Annotated in this window: 20 protein-coding genes; 6 read left to right on the plus strand and 14 right to left on the minus strand. The window is 40.1% G+C overall.

Translation table 11 applies throughout. The annotated features are described in order from the left end of the window. Nucleotides 1-20: 20 nt before the first annotated feature. The 9 genes from AACW30_RS22660 to AACW30_RS22700 form a co-directional block, all read right to left on the minus strand. Nucleotides 21-635: a hypothetical protein gene (locus tag AACW30_RS22660; protein WP_200623441.1), complete on the minus strand. Its 615-nt coding sequence runs from the start codon at nt 633-635 to the stop codon at nt 21-23. A gap of 10 nt (nt 636-645) precedes the next feature. Then, nucleotides 646-1236, minus strand: coding sequence for a hypothetical protein (locus AACW30_RS22665; RefSeq protein WP_200623442.1), 591 nt, complete (start codon nt 1234-1236; stop codon nt 646-648). Between the two features lie 125 nt (nt 1237-1361). Continuing rightward, entirely contained in the window at nt 1362-1766 is a 405-nt protein-coding gene (locus AACW30_RS22670; protein ID WP_200623443.1) for a hypothetical protein, read from the minus strand. Nucleotides 1767-1921: 155 nt separating this feature from the next. Then, on the minus strand, nt 1922-2896 hold the full coding sequence (locus tag AACW30_RS22675; protein WP_200623444.1) for a hypothetical protein: 975 nt from the start codon (nt 2894-2896) through the stop codon (nt 1922-1924). 2 nt (nt 2897-2898) lie between these two features. Further along, complete coding sequence (locus AACW30_RS22680) at nt 2899-3075, minus strand: hypothetical protein (RefSeq protein ID WP_200623445.1); 177 nt, start codon at nt 3073-3075, stop codon at nt 2899-2901. Further along, nucleotides 3072-4832, minus strand: a complete 1761-nt coding sequence (locus AACW30_RS22685; protein ID WP_200623446.1) for an ArdC-like ssDNA-binding domain-containing protein — start codon at nt 4830-4832, stop codon at nt 3072-3074. Before AACW30_RS22685 ends, AACW30_RS22680 begins: the two co-directional genes overlap by 4 nt. Nucleotides 4833-4946: 114 nt before the next feature. Continuing rightward, a complete protein-coding gene (locus AACW30_RS22690; RefSeq protein ID WP_200623447.1) occupies nt 4947-6137 on the minus strand; it encodes a hypothetical protein in 1191 nt (396 codons plus the stop codon). A gap of 115 nt (nt 6138-6252) precedes the next feature. Beyond that, complete coding sequence (locus AACW30_RS22695) at nt 6253-6660, minus strand: hypothetical protein (RefSeq protein WP_078470006.1); 408 nt, start codon at nt 6658-6660, stop codon at nt 6253-6255. 200 nt (nt 6661-6860) lie between these two features. Further along, on the minus strand, nt 6861-9440 hold the full coding sequence (locus AACW30_RS22700) for a hypothetical protein (protein ID WP_200623449.1): 2580 nt from the start codon (nt 9438-9440) through the stop codon (nt 6861-6863). 365 nt (nt 9441-9805) lie between these two features. On the opposite strand from AACW30_RS22700, the gene AACW30_RS22705 reads away from it, so the two are divergent. The 4 genes from AACW30_RS22705 (at nt 9806) to AACW30_RS22720 (ending at nt 12265) form a co-directional block, all read left to right on the plus strand. Then, nucleotides 9806-10453, plus strand: a complete 648-nt coding sequence (locus tag AACW30_RS22705) for a hypothetical protein (protein WP_200623451.1) — start codon at nt 9806-9808, stop codon at nt 10451-10453. 63 nt (nt 10454-10516) lie between these two features. After that, entirely contained in the window at nt 10517-10981 is a 465-nt protein-coding gene (locus AACW30_RS22710) for a hypothetical protein (RefSeq protein WP_200623453.1), read from the plus strand. Then, complete coding sequence (locus tag AACW30_RS22715) at nt 10978-11778, plus strand: N-6 DNA methylase (RefSeq protein ID WP_200623454.1); 801 nt, start codon at nt 10978-10980, stop codon at nt 11776-11778. The genes AACW30_RS22710 and AACW30_RS22715 overlap by 4 nt, the downstream gene beginning before the upstream one ends. A 97-nt stretch (nt 11779-11875) precedes the next feature. Further along, a complete protein-coding gene (locus AACW30_RS22720; RefSeq protein WP_200623455.1) occupies nt 11876-12265 on the plus strand; it encodes a hypothetical protein in 390 nt (129 codons plus the stop codon). Nucleotides 12266-12298: 33 nt separating this feature from the next. Here the strand turns inward: AACW30_RS22720 and AACW30_RS22725 are convergent, their stop codons facing one another. Beyond that, on the minus strand, nt 12299-14953 hold the full coding sequence (locus tag AACW30_RS22725; protein ID WP_200623456.1) for a hypothetical protein: 2655 nt from the start codon (nt 14951-14953) through the stop codon (nt 12299-12301). A gap of 122 nt (nt 14954-15075) precedes the next feature. Here AACW30_RS22725 and AACW30_RS22730 point away from each other — a divergent pair, with 122 nt between their 5' ends. Beyond that, entirely contained in the window at nt 15076-15489 is a 414-nt protein-coding gene (locus tag AACW30_RS22730; RefSeq protein WP_155401166.1) for a hypothetical protein, read from the plus strand. An 84-nt stretch (nt 15490-15573) separates the two neighbouring features. On the opposite strand, the gene AACW30_RS22735 is transcribed toward AACW30_RS22730, so the two are convergent. Beyond that, nucleotides 15574-16344, minus strand: a complete 771-nt coding sequence (locus AACW30_RS22735; protein WP_200623457.1) for a hypothetical protein — start codon at nt 16342-16344, stop codon at nt 15574-15576. A 197-nt stretch (nt 16345-16541) separates the two neighbouring features. On the opposite strand from AACW30_RS22735, the gene AACW30_RS22740 reads away from it, so the two are divergent. Continuing rightward, nucleotides 16542-17318: a hypothetical protein gene (locus AACW30_RS22740; protein ID WP_200623458.1), complete on the plus strand. Its 777-nt coding sequence runs from the start codon at nt 16542-16544 to the stop codon at nt 17316-17318. Nucleotides 17319-17510: 192 nt separating this feature from the next. Here AACW30_RS22740 and AACW30_RS22745 read toward each other — a convergent pair whose 3' ends face one another. From AACW30_RS22745 to AACW30_RS22755, 3 genes are all read right to left on the minus strand, one after another. Further along, nucleotides 17511-18665 (minus strand): hypothetical protein, encoded by a 1155-nt coding sequence (locus tag AACW30_RS22745; RefSeq protein WP_200623460.1) that lies wholly within the window; start codon nt 18663-18665, stop codon nt 17511-17513. Between the two features lie 72 nt (nt 18666-18737). After that, nucleotides 18738-19838 carry a hypothetical protein gene (locus AACW30_RS22750; protein ID WP_200623461.1) on the minus strand — a complete coding sequence of 367 codons (1101 nt, stop codon included), beginning with the start codon at nt 19836-19838 and terminating at the stop codon, nt 18738-18740. Nucleotides 19839-19976: 138 nt separating this feature from the next. After that, nucleotides 19977-21359: a hypothetical protein gene (locus AACW30_RS22755; protein ID WP_200623463.1), complete on the minus strand. Its 1383-nt coding sequence runs from the start codon at nt 21357-21359 to the stop codon at nt 19977-19979. Nucleotides 21360-21434: the final 75 nt, after the last annotated feature.

Consider the following 21434-nt stretch of genomic DNA (forward strand, 5'->3'; position numbering starts at 1 on the left):
TTTTCCTTTGTTATTGTTTGTTATTGTTTGTTTAGATTGGTTGCTTCGACTTCCAAAGCAGTAATTATTTCTACTCTTCCACCCTGTACAACGAAACGTTGAAGGTCAGCGTCATACATCACATCTTGACAGCGTGTAGAGCCGGTAAATGGTGGATTAGGGCTGATGATGAACGCTAGGATGGTTGAGCCGTTCAACTGATTAAGTCCCGTGCTGGTGATGTAGTCCCTAGATTTACCATTCTGCACCAGCACCGCTTTACCGGCGTTGTAGTCGCCACCTGCACCACCATTGATGGTTTCGGTCAATGGAAGGTCTGAGCGTGCCCCAAAGGGGCAATAGACATAGGGCTTCTTCAATGGGTTTAATGGCTTCATCATCATAGCTGGAAGCGTGTGAATAATTCCCTGATTCTGACCTGCAGGAACAGCCGGGTAGACGGTCGTAACATCATCAATGGTTTCTGTATAAGTCGTTGATAAAGCCAGAAGCGATTTCTTGACCATCAGGATTTCAGAAGCATATTCTTGTGATTGAACAATCAAATCCTGTGTTCTGTTGTGTTCGTAAGCAGAAAGAGCAATCAAGCCAGAAGCTATGATTGCTATATTTATTAGAATAATTATCCCTAGCATAGATATAGACTCATTTAACCTTGAACTTCATCTTCATTGCAGGTGGGCGATTTGATACTAGCCCCGGAAATATACCGTCACAAGTCCATGATACGTTGTAAGAAGCCGGTCTTAACATTCCAAAACCTGATGTACCATCATAGTAAGGAACATAAGTGCTGCTGGTTTTGTTACATTTCAGCATAATACCCCCGGATTCAGCTTCTACAGATTCAGGTGGTGTAAAGGTTTCAAATTCATAACCGAATTGCTCATTAGTGCCACCGGTAAATTTATACTTTACGATTGAAACACCGTTATAAACAGAGTGGTCAAATCCCCCAGCTACGATGTTAAAGCCAGAATTGTTCAAAGTTTCTTTGTAATAGAACATTGTTGAATTGTAGTATTTAGCCTTTCTGGTGACTTCTACATCCCAAAATAATTCTTGTGGCACTTCTGGTTCAGTCGGTTCTTGACTTTTGTTTGTGAAAACTATTGAACCATCAGTAAGATGGCCGCCAAGTTTAGCTTCAGTTGGAACATAGATAACATAAGCTGCTTGAGCGGTGGCTGATGCTAACAAAGTAAGTGCAAATATTCCTTTAATTGTGTTGTTCATAATAAATTAGAAGTTGTTTATTATAATATTACATATAAATTCCCTTTAATCAAATCGGTTTGATAAATATAATGAATAAAAGCACAAAAAAACCTTCTAGGAAGGCTTTGTTGTTTGAGTGACGATTAGTAGTGATATGACTCCTTGTATATTTCCTGAATGGTCATTTCACTTCTTCTTGTCATTGTGCAAGCTAGGTCTTTGTCTTTTGTGCTAATCAAGAATTTAGACAATGAGCTAAATTGAGTTTCTTCAAGCATTATCTTGACCATTTCCCCATGCTTAGAAAATGTTTTTCTGATAGCTTGAATGGTGGATGATTTGTTATCAGCTAAGGCATCAATCAAAATTTCTTCCACGCCATCAAGGTTATGGTTGAAATTGTTCTCAATGAAGATGTTGATGAGTTTTTCAACTGCTGCAAATTTGTCGTGAGCGTAGGAGACTTGGAATTCAGCTCTGTTGACTTGTTCAGTAATTCTTTTTGCGTATAAAGCTCCTGTCTCTATGTTGTTTAGTATCAAGTACATAATGCACCTTTTGTAGTTAGTTACTTATTACTATAATACTAGATTCTTAAATGTAAATAGTTGACTGTCTAAATAATGCAAATAAATTGAGATTAGTTGATTGTAGGCAAAACAAAACCAGCAAAAAGCTGGTGTGTTGTGTTTCTTAAATGTTATTACTCATGCTCAAAAACGAATGGCTTGTGATACTTGAAATACCCTAAGCGGTTTCTGTAATTCATAACGGCAAGATACAAGCTGGAATAAATGAAACTGTCAGCGTCGTCTATGTCCTTTTGGTCTAGGAATGAGAAGCCAGTGGTGAGTTTGTCGAATATCACCTCTAAATCACCCTCAAAGCTGCAATATAGCCATTCAGGGTGGTTTTTTGCCGTTAAGAATTTATGGTTGATTAAAACCAACGTGGCAAGATTTTGCAGGGCGTAAACAACGTCTGGGTCAAAACCTGTAGCTTTGAATGTCATGTGCTTCAAGCTGATGTAGAGTGTGTAACCTTCACCCCTGAGTAAAAACGTTGGTGCATTAGTTAAAGGTTCTTCCTTTTCCGTCTCATCAAATTCCGTGAAATCAAATTCATCAACATCATTTGACTTAGTTGATTTATCTTCTTTGGTGGCAAAATCAGTGAGAATAGGTATGTCGTCATTGCTTGTGGTATCATGTTCATCAAAATTGAAATCATCAGTCGAACAAACCTCAAAAATATTATCATTTGAGAGTAAAGGAGCTTTGTCTAATTCATCAAAGTTAAAATCATCCTCATCTGACTGATTCTCTTTTGGGGTGGTGTGATACTTTTGGTTATTGATTATTTCAGGAACTATCTTTGAAATCTTCCCCTTAAAACGGTCTATGAATTTCTGACGCAATTTTTTAGATTGGAGAATCCTAGTGTCAGTAAATTCTTTAAGAAAGTTATCAAAGGCTGAATGTATTTCAATATTGAAATAATATTTATTGGCTTCATCGGCGTAAGATGAAAGGGTTTCGCCTAAGAAATCCAAAACTTCTTTCCTAGCGGTCACATAATGCTGGTTGTGACGAAAACTGTTAGCCGTGTTGGTACTAAAATAGAATGTAGTATTTTTGTAGTGTGGGTAGGTTGTAAAGCCTGTACGGTCTTTAATCATAATTATCCTCTTGATAAACGTTTAATTAGTTCTTGCTCATCTTCTTCACTTTCAACAAACAGTTCAGGTAAGATTTCTTCTTCTGGTTTTAAATCGCCTTCCATGTAGCTGAAATAGTCTTTTGCTGATAGTCCAGACAACGCAATAGCGTCTTCAATGGTGTAGTATTCTTTAATCATATTAAGTTCCTCATAGGGTTATTGGTTGATTTGTATTTGCTATCATCATTAGCTGGTTTCGTGTTGGCGTGTTTGACTGCCAACGGTGCTGGCTCAACCTTTTCAGGCTCTGGTTTACAGAAGATGTGATGAACGTTGTCTAGCTTCAATTGAGCGTCAATGCGGGTCTTCATTGACTCAAAGCATTGTTGAGACTGACGCATAGCTTCGACTATCAACAACGGGTCTTTCTTGAACGCTGGTATTGCCCAGCCAAGGTTGTAGGCGTCTTCGTTGGCGTTGTAGGCTTGCTGCTGCTCGTTCTGGTCAAGGCCATAGTGTCTAACGAGCTGTTGAGCTGCAACGTTCACTAGAAGCTCTTCAAAGCCCCTATGAGCATTTGAAATGTTGTAGTCGTTCAATGACTGACGATTGAGCTTAGAAGGGTGTCCCTGAGCGTGTGCGTCTTCATGGAAGGTGGTTGAAATTTCCTGCAACGGGCTTTTGAAGTTATCGCTGTGAGCCAGATTGATAGCGTTCCTTTTAGGAAGGTAGTAGTTCGTGGTACCGCCTCTGGTAATCGGAATGTCTATGGATTTGAGGTAAGAGTCTCTGAACGTCACTAGGTCGTCATTGTTGATGGCTTTCAACTGAGGCTTCTTGAACTCTTCCAACCACTTAATACGTGGGTCAGGCTTGTCTTCATGCTTCCATTCAAGCTGGTCGATGTTGAAGACGGTGACGGTCTTAGCCGCTCTACGCCAGAAGTGTTGTGGTTCGCCATTGGTGTCTAGAACTGGTTGAGATTCACCTGATTCATTGGTGGTTTCAATGGCTTTACCCTTCATACCGAAACGCTGAATGATAGGGGTTCCCTTGGTGCCTTTTGGCATGGCAAACCCTGAGTTGATAGCGTCGTTGAAGCTCATGTAAAGCGGTGCCTTAAACCCTCGGGATTCGGTGTCATCCATCAGAAGCACCTGATTTTCATTGCCATACTTGTAGCCGGTCTTAGGGTTCATGCCGCTGAGCTGAAACACCGGGTCTTGCCAAGGTGGTATGCCTGAACGGTCATTTGTTTCAAGACGTTCAATTAAGCGAAGGCCAATCTTTTCAAAAAGCTTCTCTGTGTCACCAGTAAAGTGAACTTCATTCTTTTTAAATTTACCTTCAGTCCATTCTCCCGGCTCAAACACAATGTCACTGTGTTCTTGCCTCATGGAAGGAAATTCAGCTTCTTGGGCACGCAATGATAAATCGAGTGCTCGACTTACAATGCTTTGTTCTATAATTCCAGAATAGATGTTAGTAAAATCTATACCAGTATCTTCATAACTGGTTAAAGTATTGCCCATCGTTCTACGGTGTTCGTTCTGTTCCTCTGTATATTTGATGAGGTTGCTAAACAAATGCTCATGACCAGAAATTGATGTTTTGAATTTCTGTAAAACGTATTCTGGGGTGCAACCTTTCAACTCCTTAGCGTCAAAGTATTCAAGTTTCATACCTAATGACGTTTCAAGTGATGTTTCTTTTTCATCTGGAATTGTGCTTATGAACTTCTCGTAGGCACCTAATGCTTTAATTTCATCAGGTTCATTTTCATGACCAAAGCCATACTTTGAATTGATGTAAGCCTTAGCTAGAAGGTGAACGTCATAGGGTACTAATGGCTCAGTTAAAACGTTTTTGCTGAATAGCTGTTTATTTTCATCAAAGAAGCTGACAAAGTTTTCTATCTCTTCTCCTAGTTTTGCTTGGTCTATACCTTCATACATGATAGTCCTTCTGTTGTTATTACTTAATATTATAATACAATCAAATCAATTTACAAGAATGGTAGGGTATTTAGAATGAATAGTAATCAAGCAACAAAAAAGCCCGTTAAGGGCTTATTGTGTTTTGTAGCGTATCTTGAATCTTTCGTGTTTCTTGTCTTCTATTTGTTCAAAGCTTTTCACCAGATGAGCTTTTAAGTCTTGCATGGTGAATTTTTCACTGGTGTAGTCGGTGTTCATGTTGGTCATGGTGCTCGCTTTTTCCAGACGTTCAAGCCCTTGTTTCATCAACTGGTCTTTACCCAATAGTTTCTTGTCATCAAGGAAGGCTAGATAGGCTATGACCTGCTCGGTAGCGGCTGGGCAAAACTCGTTGACCGGGCCATAGGCATACTCAAACTTCTCCACGGCGTTCTGTGCCTTGTGGTGGTAGTTGGATAGGAGTGAGTAGAGTGAATTCCTGTTAGCGGCCATCGCCACCTTGTCAGCGTGTGGAATGTTCAACAGAAAGGATTTAACAGACGCTGGGTCGGTGTAGAGGTGCTTTGCGTTGAATCCATCCATCTTGACCAAAGGGTCTGTCTGACGGTCGAATCGACGCTTAAAGTCGGCCTGCTCGATCACGCTGGTTTCGTTGTTGCGGTAAAGTTCGCATAGATTGACGATTACCTTCTGAACGCTGAATTTACGGGCGGGTAGGGCTTCTGGTAGAGCCACTGGAACAGGTTCAGGGATAGGCTCAATCACTGGGGCTGGATCTGCTCGGTTCTGGTCATGGTGGTAGGTATCGACGTTCTCAGACAGCATTCCCAACACCTGCAGGTTGTCGTATGTGGCTTCAAGTTCTAGGCCAAGCAAGGTGGCTGGCTGACCATCCTTGAGGGTTATCACATCACCAGTCTGGAACGTCTCAAAATGCCCGGTAGCGTTCGTGTGCCATAGCTCCTTGTCTCTATCCACTATGACGATGGTGTCACTGGTCTGGAAGAAGCTGAACCTGTCTTGAAGGTCATTGAGCTTGATGAATGAGAGAGGGTCATTCACCTTCTCAAAATGGTGAAATTTGTCCATCAACAGCGGGCCATAGCTGTGAGCGTAGGCAAGATGACCTTCTTTGTAGGGTTTGATTAGCTGAGCGTTAGCTTGCTCGTTTTCAAGGATGGCTGAAAAGAAGGGTAGGTGCTTGGGTTCAAAATGGTTTGGGCTGATGATGATTAACTTATCATCGGTGACTCTGAAATGAATGTTCTTCTCGCGTCTTTCTTGTGCTTGTGCTCTATTCTGTATAAATTCCTTGGCTGACATAATATTCTTCGATGTTATTACTTAACATTATAATACTTAAGAAATTTAACGCAAATCATACAGGCATAAAAAAGCCCCCAATGAAGGAGGCTATTTAGAACTTAAAGGAAGTGAATTAGATGTAACGTTTCTTAGTCTTCTTGCCAGCAACCGCAACGTAACCAGCACCCAGCATGTTACCAATACCACGGAACATTGCTTTGAAGAGGCCGCAAGCTTCAAGACCTTTCACAAACCCGATGAACAAAAGGGAATACATGAAAGAGTGAGACAAGGCAACGATAACAGCACAACCAACCAACATTGAAACAATCATCATAGAAGAACTGAACTCGTCTTCATCCGTGATGATGCTGAGCAATTTAGGCAAGAACAACATGAAGATAGATGCCGCAATAACTGCAACACCAACGTTTCTAGCCTCTAACAATTTCCAATCAACCAAACCTTTTAACGACAATGCAAAGACGCCAAACATTACAACCCAAGCAATAACGCCCATACCGATAACTTTAATATTCATACGAACCTCCTTTAAGTTCCTACTTTAAGTATAACATATGAGTGCCGAAACTCAAGCGGATTACTGTAGTATTTTCAAATTACAACCAACTTTATCATTGAGAAAACATATTAACTAAACAACTTTAAGTCAACACAATAACGCCAGAATAAACACCAATCTAATAATCAAACACAAATTACACACTGTCCAACCCGATGTTATGCCGCTACTCGCCCTCTATATGCTTTTGCTACAACTTTAGCTTCTTGAATACCTTGAACTCTCATATCTTGTCTTGAAACCTTGCCATGCGTGAAGTGTTCAAAGTGTGCTGATACTCTACTCATCAAGGAAGAAGTTATCTTGTAAAATACTACAAAAACCAATACTGAGATGACCAAACATATAACTGTGGCTTTCATTCCATCTTCCCAGCCAAACAAAGCACCTGAGAATTTGTTTAAATCACCTACAACGTGAATCATCGTCTGTGAGAAAATGTGCGGAATCATCGTGAATGCAAAAGTAGCGTTCAAGCAAGCCAACAATAATTTCTCACAAATGATGATAATAGCTGTTCTGTCTAAGTCTCTTCTTTCTGGTTCAGCATCTAAATTCACAAACCAGCGTAGCATGATGGTTACACTGTCAAACATGATGTTGGTAATCATCCCAGTGATGATTGCAAAGAAAATGAAATAGTCAGACAACGGTAAGAGATACATGAAGAATTGACCGGCTGCTGTCATGGCATTAGCTGCGTTTGAAACGATTGTTGCCGCTCCATCGTTTAGCTGAGAGAACAACATCATTGTGTAAAATTCAGTATAGTTACCAGTCTTCTCATAGAATGAGTCAGCAAAACCATCGTCATTAGCTGCTAAGGCTATTACACCACCACCAGCATCTGTAAGGACTGGAACAGCCCATGCAATCAATTTTCTTGATTGAGCGGCTTTGGCAAACATACCAACAACCTTCTTCATCATGGTGTATTCCACTTGGTCAGATAACTCTGTTGCTCCTTTTCCTTTCACACTGACTTTTCCACCTGCCTTATTGATAGCTGTGGCTACTTTCAATTGGGTTCCTACAATGCTCATCTTCAAGCCGTATGCATACATTTCGTTGTAGATGTTCCCGCAATCAAAGCCGTCATGCATGACGTTAGGATGTTGCATACACACCACAAATTTCTTAGACCCAGCAAAACCATCACGGCCAGTGAATCGGCCTAAAACACTTTCAAATCCAAAGCCATTCATACCATTGGCTACATTCTGATGACCAATAGTGAAGGTTCTTTCAATCTCCTTGATTTGTAGTTCACCTTGAACCACTGAAATAGGGAATGTCGCTAAGACAGTACCGCCAGATTGGTAGAATTCTCTTTGTTCAAGAACGGTAAAGTCAGCATTAAATGTGTTGACGATTTTTTGAGCTGAGGTGTTATCAACAATTCTTCTTCTTTTGTCGGAGACTGGAAGGGTTAGAAACTGTCTAAACTCATCATCCTTCATCACAAAGTAGCTGTTGAGTGCTGTGCTGCAAGCGTAGGGTGATGTGAGGCTGTTGCAGTTGTCTTGAATGCACTGCTTGTAAAATTTCTCTGTATCTTCACTGAGCATCATTCCTTTCTGTTCATATCCAGATGAGCAAATGAAGGCGTTTCTATGTTGAAGCTGAGCTTGTTGAGTATCTATTGAGTCCATTGTCATGTCTTTGGCTTTGGTCAAGTCATAAACAAATTCTCTACTGATACAGTTCAAAGCGTAGGCTTTGTATTTTTCAAGCTCAATAGATGAAAAGAAACGTGTGTCAACCCCCGCAAGTGACTCAACGCCGCATGAAGCTACGCTTTCATTGAATTTGGAGCTAATACCGAACGGTAAAAGGCTCTTGCTGTAATTCGCTGCGATGAGGTCAGCACTCTTGACGAATTTAGCTAAGGCATCAGCCAGTGCTTTATCTTGCATAGCGGTGTAGTCGAATAGGCCATATTCTTTAGCTATGGTCACACCTTTGTTGTCTATTAGGTAAGCCCCTACGAGCTTACAGCGACCATAGGAAGCTGAGATTGACCTACCGCCAGCGGTTTTAAGGATTTTGATTGAAGGGTCTTGGTCTTTTTCGCTGAATGAATTTGACTTGACGCAAATCTGGTAATCAAGAATGTTGCCTAATCTACCGTTCTTGAATGAAAAGTCAGGGAATTTAACAGATATTTCTTTTGTTAATGCGTTGGTTGATTCAATTCTTTGGTAGGTCGTTGCCCAGTTTTCACTGATTGAAAACACTGTCCAAAAAAGCAAGCTTCCTAAACCAACTGCAACAAAATATTCAAACATTGCGTGCAATTTCTTGATTACGAAATTTTGTGTTCTTACCTTGCTTGAAGCTGCTAATGCTAGATTTTTTTGGAAGAAAATTAAGTAAATAAGGTAAGCCATACCAGTCGTTACAAACAACGCTACGACTGTTCTGATGTTGTCATTCGCTTCACCAACGATGGATGGGATAGGGTTTGTGTTGTCTCTTCCCTCAGTACCTTCTTTACCTGAACAGTTGTAGTCAGGTGCAAGGCTGTCTCCAAAAAATAGAAATTTCTTGTTTGTGTGGTTGATGATGACTTTTGCGGCACTGCACCCAACGGCTGCTTCAATGATGTTGTTTTTGAGGTTGGTATCTATCTTGTCTTGAGAAGTCGTGACGGCATTTTCATTGACTTCTGACTGAATGGTTTTGTCATAGCAACCAGACAGGAAGAGGGCAAGAACGGCAATAATTATGTATTTCATGAATTAAAGTGAGATTATATAATATCATTATAATATATAAATGGACTATGGCAAATATTTAACCTAATTAAAGAGTATTATTTAAAACTCGGGAAGCATAAGTAAGATGCCAAAACAAAAATCAGATTTATTGTATATCTATACCGTTCGTCGGATTTAGATGGTTTTAATAAATGTTAGTTATGATTTTTGACCTTCTACAAGCCACGTAACTTAAGGCTTAGACAATAAATGTGTTTTTTGATTAGCACGTTACAATGGCTCCTGTCAATTTATTTCTGTTGACAAGTTTAATTTCAAACTATATATTTGTTTCGTCTTAACCAATCAGGGTTTAGCTTATGAAGAAATGAAGAGGTGATTAAATGTCTAAGTGCGAAATTAATAATGTTCCTGTCGATGCTAATATTGCTCTTGAAGTAAATAACTATAGAGAATTGTATTACTACGCTTGCACCGTAGTGGAGTCTGATAGGCCCAACGCTGATAAATTTTGGTTTATGGAAAGGGTTATCAGCTGGATGAACCCACATATGAAACTTAGTTTCAATGAAGAACTGGGTAAGGTCGAAATCATTCATAATGTGAGTGAAGATGTAGGTGAGCAAACATTCAACGAACTAGTAGGTGACTTTATGAGTGAGCCTATGAAGTCACTGGTTGATAAAAATCATTCTCCTGAACAGCTTTCTATTATGGCTGCTATTGGTGAAATGATGAATTACCGCTCTCTGTACTGGGCTGTAAAAGAAAAATCAGCCAGCATGTGTGATGATGATGCATTTACACTTATCGAACTACTGATATGCTCAATGTGCCAATCTGTCACAATGATTCTGGATGAAGGCACTGTTGAAATATTCTTGAATTCAAAACTTAAATTGATGGCTGGGGATTTCTCAGACCTTATGGAATGTGTACTTGGCCCTGAATTTTATGAGCTAGTTGAAGGTGAAAAAGACTTTGACACAGATGATGTATTGGGCGTGATTGAGCTGTACTTTGAATCATAATATGTGTGTTTTGTTTAATGGTTTGTCCAAAAGTTAGATTGAAATATAATAAGGGGATATGTGATGAAAGAAATAACTAAAGATATGATTGAGGCAGAGGAAGAGTTTGAGACTATGAAAGCCTTTGCCGATAAAAACCCAGAAATACAGCATCTTTATTGGGCTGGTCAATTGATTCAGATTAATCTAGATAAATTCAGAATGTTGAGAATTGATAATTCTGCAACTCGTTATAGCAACTACTATCTTGTAATGAAAGTTGGTGGTCGCACATACAGAGTTAGTGAAATGGTAGCTGAAACATTTGTTGCTTTAATCTGTTGGGCTAGAAATGAGGATATGAAAATTACGAAATTTGCAGAAACTGTCTTGAAAATGTTTGTCAAGGTTTATGAGTCTTTTGAGCTGTCTAAAACAAAGGATGAAATTAGAGATGGTCTTGATACTGTTTTGGGAATGTGTGTTGAAAGGATTGTTGCGGCGAATACTCTACGTATTTTTACTAAACGAATTAAGGATGGGATATGAAAGAAAATGTAAATCAAAAGCTTCTGGTGAAATTCAAAAGCGATTTGTTCAAGATTGGCTCAAAGCTTGATGGTAGTGAGCAACGTAACAAAGAGGCTTCTTACAAGCTGTTCATTGATTATGCTTTCAAGTCAATGCTTCAAGCACTGTGCCTTATGGAAATTTGCGGTTCTAAAATTTATATGAAAGAGCATGTCAGTGAATCTTTGCTAAATATCGAAGATAGCCCTGAACTCGGTCAAGCTGTTAAGAGCTATTGTGAGCTTGTACGAGCCTGTGACCCTTTCATTGATGTGTTCTCAATGCTGCATGAAGAGCTTTTGTTGACTGGTAGAAGGGGAGAGGGCTTAGGCCAGTTCTACACACCTTCTGACCTAGCAGACGGGCTTGCTCAGCTCATGCCAGTGCTGACTGCCGGTAAGAGCATTAATGATATTTGTTGTGGTGCCGGGAGCCTTCCCCTAGCGGCCCTGAAACGATGTGCTATGACCACACCAGAAGCCCTAGCAACCGTCACGGTGATCCTGAATGACATTGATGAATTGGCTTGCAAGGTGGCGTTCCTGCAGGTGATAGCAAACATGCTGGTTCACCGGGTTCAGATCGGCAATGTGCTTATGTATAACTGCAACGTCATCACTGATTGGAGTAAGGATGATACGTTGATGGTGGGGTACAAAGCCCCGGATATTCAGCCTGAAAGCTCGATCAAGGCTGGTAATGTTGAAGCATTTAACAAAGTGTCAGCTATGTGCAAATCAAGCTCAGAACCGTCTACAAACCCTGTAATGAGCTGATGAAAAAAGACCTTTATAGGTCTTGTACTCTGTTTCAATTCGATCAACTCTAGCAATAGAAGGATGCACATAAGACAAAAAATCAAAGGAGATACCTATGTCTAATTTTTACGCAAAAATCAAACACAAGCTTGTTGAAACCACATCACCGGATTATCAAGAAATTCTCAAAGGTGATGAATTCCTTTCTGTCTGTGCCTCAACCGCTAAGGCTATGGTCAAAGATACCGGCTTTAAAATGATCGGGTTCGCTGACCTTCACATCAAGCGTTATTTCCTGCTGGTGAAGCTGGGCCGCTGTGGTGACTTGCTTGAAATCCCTGTCTCTACCGAATTTCTGGATATGTATCTTCACGCTAAAGGTGCTGACCTTTCCAAGCAACGGATGAAGAAAGCCCTGAAACGAGAAGACATGCTGAAATTCTCAATTGAATTCAAAAAGTTTGCTGATTCCCAAATGGCTGAAATAGAAATGACTGTCATGTGACAGTCAGTGTTCTATTGAATGATTTGTTGCTGGTTACTCATTCATGCCTTTTGTCTTGCCTAATCTCACGAATAGAAGAGGAATGCAGAAGGTGATTACAATTAAGCACAAATCAAGTGTTTCCTGCAATACCCCAGCCATGAAAGCGTTGCCTTCTAATCTCTCGATGTATTTATCTAACAAGACAATGGTGGCCTTCAAGATTCCAACAACTGTGAGGTAGAGCATTGGGCCTAACATCATTGTTGAGAAGATTGCTTCTTTTACGCCTTGGTCTGCCAGTTGCATCATGAGGAATGAAACACCTAACAATGCAAATCCTAGGATTGGATAAAAGAATGCTTGTATCATAACAAGTATTAGTTTCGCTGTGACGTTGAATAAAAATTCATTGATTAACTTTTTGCCGTTAGAGACAAAATTGTCATTGTCGTTCGGCCATAACAACCATAAGAACCTGAATGGTGCCAGAATTAGGTTGAATATCATCATCAGTATTATCATCAATGACGCCACAACGAAAAACAACTGAGGAACAGCTAGAACATACTTGATGAAGCCACCAGCATACAATTCAATCCAGCCTAGGGTAGCGAACATTGAGAATATCGCTGTAACAACGGTCAATGCCTTTTGCATACCGCTTTTATTTTTCTTGGATTGATTTTCAAGGTTGGCTGATTTGTCTTCGCCTTTGGTGAATTTAGATGAAATTTGTGAAGCTGTAATTGAGAAGAACGCAACATAAACCCCTGAATCAATTAGCTTGTCAGCAATATTATTCAACGCTGGTATGACGTTAGCGGGCTTCACACAATAGAAAAAGTCGTCGCATTCATCGGTCATTCCTAAGTCACGCTTCAAAGTGGCGGTAGGTTTGAGCGTGATTTCTAGTATGTTCTTCAATAGATTGTCGGAGTCACCTAAATTACCTCTAATCAAGTTTTCAAGATAAGCGTTTTTATCTGTTTTGTAGAAGTCAACCTTTACTTCAACGCTGTTAAACATGTCACTCATGATGGTGTCGAAATTATCAATTGCCAACGTATCAAGCATGTGGTTGCCCTTTAAAGCGTAGTTTGTATCTACATAAGAACCTTCACCATTACCTGACATGGTGTAGCTGCTCGCGGCCATGTTGATGATTTGTCTGTTAGCTTCGGACTGTCTAATGCATAGTGGGTAGTAGAGTGCAAAGTCAGTGGTTTGGCCTTTACGAGCAAGTACGCAATAATTACCATTGCTTTTGTCAATTGTTACGTTTGCTAATGCTGTTGCATGGGCTGTTATGATTGAATAAATGTCGTCAACAAGTTCTTTGAAGGCTGCGTTCCTTTCTGCTGTTACCACATCAAGGGTTCTTTCTCCATAAACCATGAACGCACCATTCTTACCGCCGATACATTCAATGGCTCCTTCAAATCTAGCTTTCGCTTCTACGCCCGTTAAGAATTTTAGGTAGTTCTTAATGTCTTTTAGGTATTCTTCATCAAGCCCCATTCTGTTAATGGTGCATTGTGTTTCTTCATTGAGCCTTGCAATTTTCTTGATTATGCTGTTGGATTTGATTTCTTGCATCAATGATTGTTGAACCAGTTCATTAGCCTGACTTGTTACAGCATTGTTTATGTCAGGGTTTGATTCCGTTACACCAATCTTAGCCATGATGGCCGCTTTAAATTCCTTTAAGGTCGGCTCAAAGTTGGCTGGGGTAGAGGTGAGATACTGTGATTTAAGCTCTCTGGCTGCGTTCTTCACACTGTTGTTGAGTGGTAACACAGTGGTTATTTCAATCTGGCCGGGTACGGCTATAGCGTCACTTTCAATCAAGCTTCCATCTGGAAGACGTTTGATAGATATAGAGTTGTCAGTAAAGTAGAACTGCAATGGTTCTTGGAACTCAACGTTTCTTTTCTCAACGGGTAATTCAAAGTTTTTGTATTTGTAATGGAATTTAGCGGTTCTGTTGTCGAGAAGGGCGGCGTTAACCATTGCGAACGCTATGCTACGGGCGTTTGCGTAGGATGGGTCATACTTCCTAGCGGCTTCCGATTCTACGGCTCCTATATCGCCTTGCTGCTGCCATGCTATGAGTGAAGATATACCGCCAGCTTCCACAACATCTGACCACATTGTCACGGTGGTGAAGACTCGTTCAGCTACTGTTGAGTTCTCATCTTCACCCAAATCACCCCAAAACCATGGGCAAAGCATGAAGACGCCAAGCATTGGCATGAACAAGGCCATTAGCCCGTAACGGCTTACACCTTCTTCATGTAGGTCATGCTCCTGAGCGGCTTTTGAAATTAGTATTCTGACGTAGTTCCATATGAGTATGCATATACCCATCAAGTAAATGATTGAGTTGTAGGCAAATCTACCTGCTGCTGTTGTGAGGTTTGCTTCTTCTTGTAAGAGTTTACTAGCTGGGTCAGCATCTATCTTAGCTTGAACAGCTTCATAGGCTTCATCACCTTTCGGAATTGCTTGTTTACCAGCTCCTTTCATATTGGAGGTTGTCATGATGGCTGACTTGTTTTCAGCACAAAGCTCAAAGTTGAATCCCGCTACTTTGTTCTCATTGCTTTCACTGACGCCACATTTACCCGGTATTCTGTCGCCTTCGTCTGAACATCCTGCTATGAGCAATATGCTTAACAGAAGTGCTGATATTTTAACTTTAATCATGATAATAAGTATGTTCTTATACTATCATGTTAGCACAATTAAATGATGATACAATCTTGCAAAAGGATATTTATATGTAATACTTGAATATTAAATGGAATAACAATTTTATGGTTAAGGAAATGAGCGTTAAAAAGAAGAGGGGAGTTACCACAAAGAACAAGACGTTGAGGAATAAGAATTTCATTCATTCTGTTCAGCGTGGTGAATATGAAAAGTTTGATGTGAGGGTGATGCAAGAATACAAAGCTTATGCTGAGTTCTTTCCATTGCTGTTGATAAATGACTTTATCAAGAAATATGAAATTACTGATGTGTCATACATTCAATTCCATCACCTCTGCAAAGTCGTGAATGCAAAGGCGATTAAAAGGAACCCTAAGTTTGTGGTTAGGATTGGCAGGAAGCGTGTTAAGAAGGGGAGGTTTGCTAAGGTTCGTTTCTACTGTGAACGTTTTCTGTTTGCGGTGTATGAAGCCATACAACAAGCCAATCTGGTTGAGAAGCAAGAGCAAGTCACTATGGAAGCCTGCTGATATTCACTGTATCCGCAAAGGTTTTGTCAGGAAGACAGACACAAAAAAGCCCCGGTTAAGGGGCTTTCTTGTTGCTGGTGGGTCTTACTTCTTGGCTTCGACTTTCTTGGTGGTCAGCTTAGGCACTGCTTCACCCAAAGCTTCAGCGGTGATGTTGGATGCCTTACCGTCGAACTTCGCATAAATATCAGCAGAAGCAATTTCAACCTTCTTGCCGAAGTCTTTCAGGATGGCTTCTTTGTTCCAGCCCATTTGACCCTTCTTAGGGCCAGCCAGAATTTCTTTCTGATACTTCTCGGCCAAGCCAGCGGCGGTGATTTTGTCGGTCAGGCTCTTCATGTCCAGCGTGAAGGCACCAACGTTCATGGCAAAGAAAGGTTTGTTGGTGTTGATACCCTCGATCTGCAGGGCATACAGTTCCAAATCGACTTGCTTACGTGGCTTGTCGCTCTTTGCACGGGTGCCTTTCTTACCGCCAGTGGTCTTGGCCTGTTCTGCCACTTCGTTCAGCAGGTCAAACAACAGGGAACCCAGCATGTCAGTCTTGTGCTTGAGCAGGTCTTGCAGGGAAGCGGCTTTCAGGTTGATGTCTTCGGCTTTCAGGCTGGCCGTAGGGGCTTCCATCATGCGTTTAGCAAGAGCTGCTTGAAGCTCTTCAATCGTGGTACCTTCGATGGTGATTTTATCGACGGCGGTAGCACCAACCACTTCGTTGTTGAACTGCTTGAAGATTTCGGTGAAGAGGTTAGCGGTGGTAGCATTCACCTTGGCTTGCAGTGGGGCGAAGTCGTTACCGTAGTAGACAACAGCCTGTTCAGTGGTGGTGTTTTCTACGTTGGTTTCTTGAGTAGTCATGGTGTATCTCCAAAGGTCTTGATGATGAGGTTAGAAGGTTTTCTTCTTCAAGGCTTATGATTGCCACCTTGTTAAGACGAATAGTAGATGTTCTTCATATCTCTAGCAAGCCTTTTTCTTCATCAATACCTATTATTTCTCATTTTGTCGTGTGAAGATGTATCAAACAATCATCACTATCAATCAGGAACCTAGAAATGAACGATGATTCACTGATTAGCACAAAACACGCTGCTGATTACGCTCGTTTCTTCCATGCTGAGAGCCTGAACGTGCTGAAAAGCATAGAAGTGGCGATGACCAGTGCTGTTGAAACCTTCTTTACCCTGTCCAACCCGTTTAACGTTTTTGCGTTTCAGGTTTATGACGAATTTTATGCATGTGAGGTTGAAGTCATTATCAACCCGATGGATGCCAAGCTAGCCAAACTGAAATTCATGGTGAAGCCAGTGACTGAAAAGCGTCTCTGGAACATCACAAAAGAATTGTCTGAAAAAGTCTCAACATTAGAATTCTCGGTATCAAAGAAAGGTTTGAAGGTTAAGCAATACATGCTTGATGCTGGCTCGTTTTGGATACATACGAATGATGAAAGAATTCTCTTTGGTAATTTCGCCTCTATCCGAACTGAACTGTTCCGACCGTTGCTGGAATCCACATCAGCCATGTTGAACAGCTCCAATGACCGATTCGACAGCATAGAACGCCATGTAAACGCCTTCTTCTATTACCAGTCACCCGCTTTCCCAAATCTCAAAAAGGTCTTCAATAAAGACCTGCTGAAAGTGCTGAGGAACAATGAACCTGAGTGGTTTGACTACCGGAACAAGGTAGAAGAGAAACAACACCTACTGGCGGCGGTTGACCCGCTGAACCCCGATGAATACGGTCTGAACGTCTTGTCTATGGTCATGGGGATTGAATACCCGGACTTCTTGAAATGGCACTTTCAGAAGATGGCTAGTCGCCAGTAGTAGTTGCTAGTAGCTCCTACTAGCCCGTAGTAGCAGATAGTAGGGGGTCGCTTATTCGGGGCTGGTGGTGCTGCAGGATTGGCCGTATAATCGCATTTTTCCAGTTCACACTTCCAAAGGTGTGGATGATGATGTTTTAAAGCCCCGTAATTGGGGCTTTTTTTTGTCTGGTAGTATGTTTCTGATGATTGATTAGATGTTTCGCAACCTGTGATACTTTCCGTCCATATCAAGCAAGTATTCATGTAATCCCGCATTCCTTTCTTGTGTCATGCTGATTGCCAGCGATTTGTCATAATCAAAGCTGAAATCAGTGACAACCTTAACGTGCTTAAGGTCATAAGTGACCATTAGGAATAGGTCTAAATGCATACCATCTAGAAAATCCTCATCCAAGCTGTAATCTTGACCAAATAAAATAGCGGTTTCTTTTTCAGCAATCTCATAGACATTGAAATTGATAATTGAATGAAAGTCATAATCAACCACTATTTGAGCAATGATTGATTCCCCTTTGATGAAGATTTCTTTGATGCGATTCTCATGGTAAGGGCTGATAGGTGTTGACTTGATAAGTGAAACTGCAACGGATGGTATTGAGCTTTTCCCCGTGTAAGGAATTTTGGAATAGTACCCACACACAAATTTGTCTAACTGCTCTTGGTTCATAGTCCCTAGGTCTAGCAAAACTCCGAGTAGGTGAGTAAGGTTAGGATTATTATAATTGCAAAGAATTGACCATATGAGTGCTTCCATATTTTCATGGAAATTCTCTTTCGCTGCTGTCTCGCCAAGCGTTATTGCCGATGATGAACCTATCTTGTTCATGGCGACTCCATTAGCTAACTGGAGATAATATTCAGCGAAACTACTGATTTCCCATCCTACAAGATGTTCTGCAATGAGTGCTGCGGTTTTCGATAAGTATTTATCATCACTTAACGCTACTCTGGCTTCTAGGATATACAACCCGAAATTGTCATTACCATCTATCATCATATCGGCGGTCAGCATGAATGACCTATTAGCTACGTCTAGCTTGTCACGGCTACTTCTCAATTTCCTAGTTAGCACATTAGCTATGGTTTCTTTCTTGTAGTGTTGTCTAAGCGGGTGGTCATCGTGGTTCAACTCGTTGACTGATTTGCTATACATCATGACCTTTGGATTGTCTTTCAATGCTGGGCATAGCTTTGTGAATCGCTGATAAATCTTCTTGTTGAGGATTGCATAGCATTTTTCATCGGTGGGTATGCTGTTCAGCAAGTGAATGACTTCTTGCTCAAAGGTAGAAAAGAGCAACTGGTAGATTTTTGATTGTTCGTGTAGTTTAAGAATATCTATCATGTTGAATAAATTTGTTGACTTGTATTCAGTATTACATGTGAATTCCCTTTAGTAAAATGCAGGGCAATAAATTCATTCGCCACGTTGTTCTAGATACTCATATAAAACAGTTCTTGTCACATCGTCATATCTGTAAAGAAGAGCGTTGTGGGTTGCCCATTCAATCGAGTTTTGATAGTCATATTTAATGTCGGTATTAACTGATACGTTGTTCCAATCACTTAGAACCATGAGTAGAAGGTCAATGTGTTGGCCTTCAAGAAAGTCGTCATCTATACAGAATTCGTTTCCGTTGATATTTAGCTTTTCTTTCTTTGAGGTTTCGTAATAATGATATTGAGTTAAGTTTTCATAGTCGTCATAAACCAAGTGAACCACTTGGCCGACACCTTTGATGAAAAGTTCGTATTCAGTGCTTATATCATCAAAATGCTTTACTATTTTAACGGTAGATATTGGTAGGTGACTTTTGCCAAAGAATGGAATTCGTGTGTAGTCACCGCCAACGTATTTGAGAAACTGTTTATTATCAATTTTGGCTAGGTCAAGGAATACACCATAAAGAAAACTTAGGTCAGCATTCATTCCGGTGTAGCAGAATATTGCAGAAGATAACTTTTCAATCATTTCCAAATAATAACTTTCGGCATATTCATTGGCTAGACTGTCAGCTTTCATGGTTGGGCTTTCATTCATTTTTTCAAAATAGATGTTCGCAATGAAATCAATGTCTACTTCAATTTTGTTTTTTTCCAATAGTTTTAGCGTGTTGATGAATTGATTAGACCCGTGCAAACTGAACAAGTCTTCCAGTGATGTGACTGGGTAGCCAGTTTCAATGACTTTTTTGAACGCTGTGTATTCCTTGGACATGTATGCAGAAACATCAAACATTAAGATGGTTTGTGATATAGCTGTGATTTTTCCTCTGATGTTCAAATCAAAGGTTTTATATACTATTTCGCTTTTGAATTTCACCTCAAATGGATGACCTGATTGTTTTATCTCTGACAGGGACTCTTTGTATGTGAAGATGAAACGGCTGGCCTTGATACCTTTGTTCAGCTTAGCGAAACGGTTAAATACCTTCTCACGCATTACGATTGCTTTGGTTCCGTCTCTTGTGATGCTGATTAACGCATTGATGGCTTCTTGTTCAAAGCTTGTGAACACGTCTCTTAATACTTTGTTTCTGCTGTTAATGTTTAGTAGGTTCTTCATTTCGTTATTTTAGGTTAGTTTATTATAGTATTACATGTGAATACCCTTTAGTAAAATGAAGGCAACAAAAAACCCCATGAAAGGGCTTTGTTATGTGGGGGTAAAAGTTATTAGCCTTATTACTAACCCTGCAAGCATAATCAACGGTATGGCTAACAACATTAGAGTTATTTTACTTCTGTATGATTTTTCTGTAACTCTCTTTGAGTTTCTTTTTTCGATAAGTTTCTCAATGTTCTTTGGTAGCTCACGGGTGTTTTCACCGTTTTTCAAATTTTTATATAGATACATAACGGTGTTCTCATTGTCCCATGTTCTTTTTATATTCTTCAAACCTTCGTAAGAGGGTTTAAAATATGTTTGTACTAAGTATTTTGTGGGAAGCCAAGAACCCTTATGATATGAATAGTAATTTTGTAGCATTTTATAGTAGGCTACACCGTACAGAGTTTCTGGCGAACCATGAACAATTGCTTCACTTATGATACTTTCATTTATGGTGAACTCGCTTGTTGCTAATAATCCAGAGTCAGCGTAATGCTCCATTTCTAGAAGCGTCAATTCACCACCATTCAAACAAATTTGTTTATCGAATATCGAAATTGTTTCATTTTCTTTATGAGTTTTAGTCGTTATATAAAAACAGTTACCGCTTGCCGATGAATAGGTTTCATTGATTTTGACTGTGAAGTAATCGTTTGTGGTAACAAATAGGTATTCACTGTATTCAAGCTCAATGTCATTTTTGTTTTTGACTATTCTTCTCCATCCGTAAGCTCGTTTCAGTTCTTTGACTTCAGTGGTGTAGGGTATTACTGGCATGTCTTGGCATAAATGCCTATCAAAGTCACTGGGTGTGTATAGACGTAATAAGGAATAAATTTCTTTGAAGAAAAACTGCATTTTATTATCAAATATTGAGTCAGCCATTGTTCTCAAAGCCAGCATCTTGTAGTTGTGCATGGCTCGTTTGACTAATCGGGCAACCATGTTTCTAGACTGTTCATAATTTGATACTTGGTAAAGGAATGTCGCTAAGTCAGCACCTATGCCGTGCTTTATCCTGTTGTCAGTCAAATAATCAATAAACTCTGATGCTCTGTATGTGCTTTCACTCATGCGTCTAAGATCGTAGTCAGGAGTAATACCAAATCCATTATATGGCTCTATAAAAAATATCTCGCTGTATGAAGATACTTCCCTATCTAAGATACCTTTCAATTCTTTAAGAATAGTCTTGTCTATATTTGGTGAGCGTAGATTAGGGACGATTTTTTCACCTAGGGATACTCCCCTGATTTCATGTGTTTTTTTGTAGTGTTTGAGTTTCTGAGATTTCTTGCTGAAATAATCAAATAGTTGGCGATTCATGAATATGTCAAAATCCGAATCAATGTAAGACTCAATTTTGATGATGATTTCAGCTTCTTGGAGTTTAACGAGCTGGTAAAACATAGGAGGTAATGCTTTCACTTCAATCTCTATTGTTATTATAATCAGTATTACATGTAAATTCCCTTTAGTAAAATTTTATGGCGTGAAGTTGTT

Origin of the sequence: Pseudomonas sp. MF6747 (assembly GCF_963890955.1) — a bacterium.
GTDB lineage: Bacteria > Pseudomonadota > Gammaproteobacteria > Pseudomonadales > Pseudomonadaceae > Aquipseudomonas.